6 protein-coding genes are annotated in these 5,463 nt (G+C 72.3%); 3 read left to right on the top strand and 3 right to left on the bottom strand.

All coding sequences use genetic code 11. The annotated features are described in order from the left end of the window. Positions 1 to 1,284 (bottom strand): protein kinase family protein (locus AC30N0_RS01050; RefSeq protein WP_489516087.1); only part of this gene is annotated, 1,284 nt, incomplete at its 3' end. Between the two features lie 220 nt (positions 1,285 to 1,504). On the opposite strand from AC30N0_RS01050, the gene AC30N0_RS01045 reads away from it, so the two are divergent. Then, positions 1,505 to 1,927 carry an FmdB family zinc ribbon protein gene (locus AC30N0_RS01045; RefSeq protein WP_489516086.1) on the top strand — a complete coding sequence of 141 codons (423 nt, stop codon included), beginning with the start codon at positions 1,505 to 1,507 and terminating at the stop codon, positions 1,925 to 1,927. A 54-nt stretch (positions 1,928 to 1,981) separates the two neighbouring features. Beyond that, entirely contained in the window at positions 1,982 to 2,377 is a 396-nt protein-coding gene (locus tag AC30N0_RS01040; protein ID WP_489516085.1) for a RidA family protein, read from the top strand. A gap of 1 nt (position 2,378) precedes the next feature. On the opposite strand, the gene AC30N0_RS01035 is transcribed toward AC30N0_RS01040, so the two are convergent. Continuing rightward, on the bottom strand, positions 2,379 to 3,341 hold the full coding sequence (locus AC30N0_RS01035; RefSeq protein ID WP_489516084.1) for a tripartite tricarboxylate transporter substrate binding protein: 963 nt from the start codon (positions 3,339 to 3,341) through the stop codon (positions 2,379 to 2,381). A gap of 41 nt (positions 3,342 to 3,382) precedes the next feature. Beyond that, positions 3,383 to 4,471 (bottom strand): tartrate dehydrogenase, encoded by a 1,089-nt coding sequence (locus tag AC30N0_RS01030; protein WP_489516083.1) that lies wholly within the window; start codon positions 4,469 to 4,471, stop codon positions 3,383 to 3,385. A gap of 47 nt (positions 4,472 to 4,518) precedes the next feature. Here AC30N0_RS01030 and AC30N0_RS01025 point away from each other — a divergent pair, with 47 nt between their 5' ends. Further along, complete coding sequence (locus AC30N0_RS01025) at positions 4,519 to 5,247, top strand: LmeA family phospholipid-binding protein (protein ID WP_489516082.1); 729 nt, start codon at positions 4,519 to 4,521, stop codon at positions 5,245 to 5,247. The last annotated feature ends 216 nt before the right edge of the window (positions 5,248 to 5,463 follow it).

The following is a 5,463-nucleotide window of genomic DNA, read 5'->3' as shown; positions in this document are numbered from 1 at the left end:
CGATTCGGTCGTGGCCGGGGCCTGGGCAAGCGCCGGATCGGGCGGCCGGTCCGACGCTCGCGTGCCGGGCACCGGCGGGGGTTCCAAGCTCCACAGCACGGCACCGACTGCCGCGGCACCCGCCAGCGCGGCGGCCACCTTGGCCAGCGGCACTGCCCGCCGGCGTGGACGATGGCGCAGGCTCGGCGGCAGTTCGGTGTCGGCCGTCATCGCAGCGTCGCCCGCAACAGGCTCGCGCACGCCCGGGGCCGCCGTCGGACCCGGTCGAGCCGTCCCCGTGATGCGCGTCAGCGGCGTCGACCAGGCTTCGGCGCCGCCCTCGCGGACCGAGAACGTCCAGCCCTGGCGCAGCGAGGCGGCCAGGTCGGCCTGGTTCAGCAGGATCTTCGTCAGCGCGATCAGCTCGGCATGCGGGCGTTGGGGCCCCGGCTCGGCGTGGTGCTCGTCGAGCAGGCGCCGGACCAGCACGCCGGCCTGGGCGTGACGCTCCTCGCTCCAGCTGCCCGGGCGGCCTTCCTCGAACTCCGGCAGGTAGAGCCACAGCATCGCGGCCAGGCTGAAGAAGTCGCAGCGCCAGTCGAGCTCGCGCGTCGGCGCCATGAGCCCGCGCCGGCCGGCGCCGAGCGCATCGAGCAGCCGGGGCGACTGGTAGTCGTAGCGGGTGTGGCGTCCGAACGGCAAAGGCTGTGGCGGCTCCTCGCCGGTGAAGACCGCGAACGCGAAGTCGATCAGCTTCAGCTCGCCGAAGCGGAGCGCGCGCAGCTCGCCCGCGGCGGGCTGGATCGACCGGGCGCGGTCCCAGGGAATGCAGATGTTGTCGGCCTTCAGGTCGAGGTGGACCAGCCCGCGCTCGTGCAGCGCGTCGAGCGCGCGCAGGCCATGGTGGGCCAGGGCCCACCAGTGGGCGCAGTCCTCGAACACGTGCCGGGCCGCCGGACGGTCCGGGTGGCCCGGGCGCAGCGTCGTCCACTGCTCGACCGTCACGCCGGCGTCGAAGGTCTGCAGCTCGGCGAGCCGCTCGCCGGTGGCGGGAACGAAGCCGGCGACCAGCGGCACTGGCGCCGCACCGTGGCCGCCCAAGCGCTGCAGGACCTGCCATTCGCGCTCGGTCCAGGGCCGGAAATCGCCGAGCAGGGTCGCCACGAAGCGCTTGCTGTAACGCACACGCTCGCCCGGGGGCGTGCTCTCGCGGAAGACCTCGACGTGCTCGCCCGTGGGCATGCGCAGGCGCTCCCGACCGAAGACCGCGTCGAGGTCGTGGGTGGTCGTCGAGTGCTCTTGCATGCAGGGGTTCCGGGGCTGGAGCGGTGCGAGTGCGACGATGGTGGGCGGCATCCCTTGTGCCCGGCGCCGCGCCTCCATACCGGGTTCGACCCGGCAAAGTGTGATCGATTCCCCGGGAAAACTGATCGGACGGTGCGGCGCTGCCCGCGAACGCGGGGGTGGGTGCGCCCCCGGATTGCCAGCGGAACAGCTATCTTCCCCGGAAGCGAGGGTTGGATCCATGAGCAGAATCGAAGTAGCCCGTGACGACGTCCTGGAGTGGAGCCGGTCCGTCCTGTCGCATCACCGGCCGCCGGCGGCCAACGAGCCGTCCACCAGCGTCGAGCTTCCGAACGAGGTGCAGACGGTCTACGGCGACACCGGCCTGGTGATGACCCCGGCCCAGGCCCCGGCCTTCTTCGCGAGAAGCTCGTCATGGCGCTGCACCTCGTGCGGCAAGCTGCACACGTTCGAGGAACGGGTCTCCGTCTCGCTCGCATCGCCCTGCAGCTGCACCGGCATCGAATTCGACCCGCAGCGAGAGCTCGACTTCTCCGGCGGCCCCGCCATCGGCCTCGGCCAGGCGCTCGTCCTGCTTCGCACCGGACGCGAGCGGCTGCGCTACGAGGACTCGGTCAGGGTCTCGGAGCCGGACCCGCTCTAGTCCGGGCGCATTTCCGCGGCGTCGCCGGACGGCGGCGCGGGAGAATGTGCCTCGATGGCCGCACCCCTCTTCCACATGCTTGCCGACGGGCCGCGGCCCGTGGCACCGTTCAGCCATGCGGTCGAGGTCGACGGCTGGGTGTTCGTGACCGGGCAGATGCCGAACATGTCCGACGATCGCTCGCAGCCCCTGCCCGCCGGCGTCGAGGCGCAGACGCACCAGGTGATGCGCAACCTGCAGCGCGTCCTCGGCGGCATCGGCCTCGACTTCGCCCAGGTGCTGGTGGCCCGCGTGTACCTCACCCGCTTCGCCGAGGACTACGACGCCATGAACGCTGCTTACGCGTCGTACTTCGCGCCCGAGCGCCGGCCCGCGCGCACCTGCATCGGCGTCACCGCGCTGGCCCTCGGCGCGCTGGTCGAGATCGACCTCCTGGCCCGGCGCCCCTGAGCTACTTGGTGCCCAGGCCCATGCGCTTGCCGACGTCGGTGTAGACCCGGGTACGGGTGCGCATGAACGCATCCATGTCCGCGAGGCCGACGTTGACCAGCTCGAAGCCGGCCTTGGTCGCCAGCTCCTTCATCTCCGGGTCGGCGTTGAGCGCCGCGAAGGTCTCCGACAGGCGGCGCCGTGCCTCGAGCGGCGTCGCCTTCGGCACGCCGATGCCGCGGAACGCACCGTCGACCCACTCGACGCCCAGCTCCTTGAAGGTCGGCACGTCCGGCAGCAGCGGATGCCGCGCCTCCATGGCGACGGCGAGCGGCCGGACCCGGCCCTTGTTGGCGATGGCGAAGGCGGTGTAGGTCATCGCGCCGTCGATGTGGCCGCCGAGCACGGCGAGCGACATGTCGCCGGTACCCTTGTAGGGCACGTACGTCGTCTTGACGCCGAACGCCTGGTTGAGCCGCTCGTGCGCTGCGTGGTTGGCCGAATTGAGGCCCGAGCCGCCAAGGTTGATCTTGCCCGGGTCGGCCTTGGCCGCCTTGATGAAGTCGGCGAAGCTGCGGATCGGGCTGGCCTCGTTGACCACCAGCAGGTCGGGCGTGTAGTGGAACCAGAACACCGGCGTGACGTCGTCCGTCTTGTACGAGACGTTGCCTTCCATCGGCTGCAGCACCATGTGCGGCAGGTTGATGCCGACGATGTTGACGCCGTCCGCGGGCAGCGTGTTGGCCTGGCTCCACAGCAGGGCGCCGCCGGCGCCGGCCTTGTACTGGACGATGGCGTCGACCGCCGGGCACTTTTTCTTCAGCACCATCTGCTGGTGCCGCGCCGAGAGGTCCGACTCGCCGCCCGGCGGGAAGGCCTGCCAGTACATGAGGTTCGCGGCCGGGCAGGCGGCGGTCTGGGCCAGCGCCGGCCCGGCCAGGCCGGTGATGCCGAGCGCGACGGCGGCGATGAGGGTGCGGGTCATGGCGTGTCTCCTTTGTCGTTGCTGGAAGAGTCGTGAAGGGGCTAGCGGAGATCCTGCGCGGCCCCGGGCGCGACGAAGGCACAGACGGCCTGCGTCACCTGCGCCGTCGTCGCCTGGCCGCCGAGGTCGCGCGTGTGCAGCGACGGGTCGCCGGTGGCGAGCTCGACGGCGCGCATGACGCGCCGCGACGCCTCGGCTTCGCCGAGGTGGTCGAGCAGCATGACCAGCGACCAGAAGGTGCCGATGGGGTTGGCGATGCCCTGGCCCATGATGTCGAAGGCCGAGCCGTGGATCGGCTCGAACATCGACGGCGAACGGCGCTCCGGGTCGAGGTTGGCCGTGGGCGCGACGCCGAGGCTGCCGGCGAGCGCAGCGGCGAGGTCGCTCAGGATGTCGGCGTGCAGGTTGCTCGCGACCAGCGTGTCGAGCGACTGCGGCCGCATCACCATGCGCGCGGTCGCGGCGTCGACGAGCTCCTTGTCCCAGCGCACGTCGGGGAAGTCTCGCGCCACCTCGGCGGCGATCTCGTCCCACATCACCATCGCGTGCCGCTGCGCGTTCGACTTCGTGACGACCGTGAGCAGCTTGCGCGGACGCGAGCGGGCGAGCCCGAAGGCGAAGCGCACGATGCGCTCGACGCCGGCCCGCGTCATGATGGAGACGTCCATCGCCGCCTCCATCGGCTGTCCCCGGTGCACGCGGCCGCCGACGCCCGAGTACTCGCCTTCCGAGTTCTCGCGCACGATGACCCAGTCGAGGTCCTCGCGGCGGCAATGCCGCAGCGGGCTCTCGATGCCGGGCAGGATGCGCGTCGGCCGGACGTTGGCGTACTGGTCCAGGCCCTGGCAGATCTTCAGGCGCAGCCCCCACAGCGTCACGTGGCCGGCGATGTCGGGGTCGCCGGCGGAGCCGAACAGGATCGCGTCCTGCCCGCGCAGCGCCTCGAGGCCGTCGGCCGGCATCATGAGCCCGTGCGCGCGGTAGTGGTCGCCGCCCCAGTCGAAGTCGGTGAACTCGAAGCGCGGCGAATCGCCGGAACCGGCGAGCGCCTCCAGCACCTGGCGGCCGGCGGGGACCACCTCCTTGCCGATGCCGTCGCCGGGAATGAGTGCGATTCGATAGGTCGTCATCGCCCGACTCTAGCAACAGCCGGCAGCGCGGCCGAGAATCCGCGGCGATGAACCCGACACTGCCCACGAGGCGGTTCCTGCCCCGCGCCGTCCTCGCCGCGTCGGTCGTCGGCGCCTCGGTCGCCGGCTGCGCCGGCTATGTCGACCAGCGGCTCGAGGCGGCGCTGCGCGAGGCCTTGCCGCGCCTGGTGGGCCCTGCCGACCGCTACGACGTGAGCGTGCGCGGCGCCGACGCGGCCGGATCGCGGGTCGACGAGGTTCGCGCGGTCGGGATCCGCGTCCAGCGGCCGCGCACGCCGGTGCTCGCACGCGTCGACGTGGCGCTGCGCGACGTCGCCGTCGATCGCGAGGCCCGCCGCGTGACCTCGATCGGCCGGGCGGCCGTCGCCCTGCACCTGAGCGAGCAGGACATGACCGACCACCTCGCCGCGCATCGCTGGGTCGAGGCCGCGAGCGTGCGCTTCTCGGGTGTCGACGAGATCACGGTGGGCGGGCGGCTCGGCATCCCGGGCCTGACCGCCCTGGCGCCGATGCCCGCCGAGTTCCGCGGCCGCGTCGTGGCACGAGGCGCGCAGCTGCTGCTCCGCGTCGACGCGATCACCCTCGGCTCTCAGGCTGCGCCCGCGCTGGCCCGGCGCGCCGTCGAGCACGCGCTCAACCCGATCTTCGACGCGTCCGAGCACGCGGTGCCGGCGCAGATCGATGCGGTCGAGGTGGCGGCCGGCGAGCTCGTGATCCGTGCCTCCGGCAGCGACCTGCGCCCGCCGGTGCGCTGAGCAGGCAAGGACGCCCAGCCGCGCGCGCATCGAACCGCGCGCCGCCTCAGCGCCCCGGCATCAGACCCAGGCGCTCATGCGCCGCGGCGACGAGCTTGTAGAGCCGCTTCGTCGCATCGACCGGCGTCAGCCACCGCTCGCCTTCGGTGGACAGGGCGAAATCGGCCTCGGCCTCGGACAGGATGACGTGGCCGGCGTGGTCGGCCCGCGCCACCA

The organism is Rhizobacter sp. (genome assembly GCF_031412495.1).
GTDB lineage: Bacteria > Pseudomonadota > Gammaproteobacteria > Burkholderiales > Burkholderiaceae_C > Schlegelella_A.
The sequence above is the reverse complement of the archived record's forward strand: the minus strand, read 5'-3'. Positions and strand labels throughout refer to the sequence as shown.

Excerpts from the sequence above, each read along its gene's own strand:
- AC30N0_RS01040 (WP_489516085.1), top strand. The coding sequence starts at position 1,982 with ATGGCCGCACCCCTCTTCCACATGCTTGCCGACGGGCCGCGGCCCGTG.
- AC30N0_RS01030 (WP_489516083.1), bottom strand. The coding sequence starts at position 4,471 with ATGACGACCTATCGAATCGCACTCATTCCCGGCGACGGCATCGGCAAG.
- AC30N0_RS01045 (WP_489516086.1), top strand. The coding sequence starts at position 1,505 with ATGAGCAGAATCGAAGTAGCCCGTGACGACGTCCTGGAGTGGAGCCGG.
- AC30N0_RS01035 (WP_489516084.1), bottom strand. The coding sequence starts at position 3,341 with ATGACCCGCACCCTCATCGCCGCCGTCGCGCTCGGCATCACCGGCCTG.
- AC30N0_RS01025 (WP_489516082.1), top strand. The coding sequence starts at position 4,519 with ATGAACCCGACACTGCCCACGAGGCGGTTCCTGCCCCGCGCCGTCCTC.